The 461-nt window shown below is 63.1% G+C and carries 1 protein-coding gene; it reads left to right on the plus strand.

Annotated features, from left to right (window positions below; all coding sequences use genetic code 11):
- Positions 1 to 461: primase-associated protein (locus SM753_RS20240; RefSeq protein ID WP_323192887.1), on the plus strand; the 461-nt coding region annotated here is incomplete at both ends.

Consider the following 461-nt stretch of genomic DNA (forward strand, 5'->3'; position numbering starts at 1 on the left):
GGGTCTGTACGGGTATCACGGAGATGCCGGAGTTCGGGGAGGGCCTGTACCTCGAAATCCCGATGGCGGCGGCGTCGCGCAAATGTCTCGTTCGAGCGGAGGGCGAGTCATCGACGGGGAGTGACGATGGCGGGGAGATACTGACGCGAGTGAAGGACAACAACCTGTACGTCCCGGTCGGTGATTTCGACAGCAAGTATCGGAACTACGCTGAGCGGGCGTTCAAGAAGCTCCTGCGGGTGCAAGAAGACGGACTCTCCGATGACCAGCTATCGTGGCTGACCACGAACGAGTCGGCGATCACGGAGCGGATCGACCGCTTCCTCGAGACCGGCCATCACGAGCGAATCTGGCGGAACTGGGACCGTGGGGAGCGGACGATCCGAGTCCTCCGGCGGGCCCTGAGTGACGCGCCCAACGACGTGGCGCAAAAGGGCGAGTTCCACACGGCGAAAGAGCTC

Source organism: Halostella sp. PRR32, from assembly GCF_034808085.1.
GTDB lineage: Archaea > Halobacteriota > Halobacteria > Halobacteriales > Natronoarchaeaceae > Halostella > Halostella pelagica.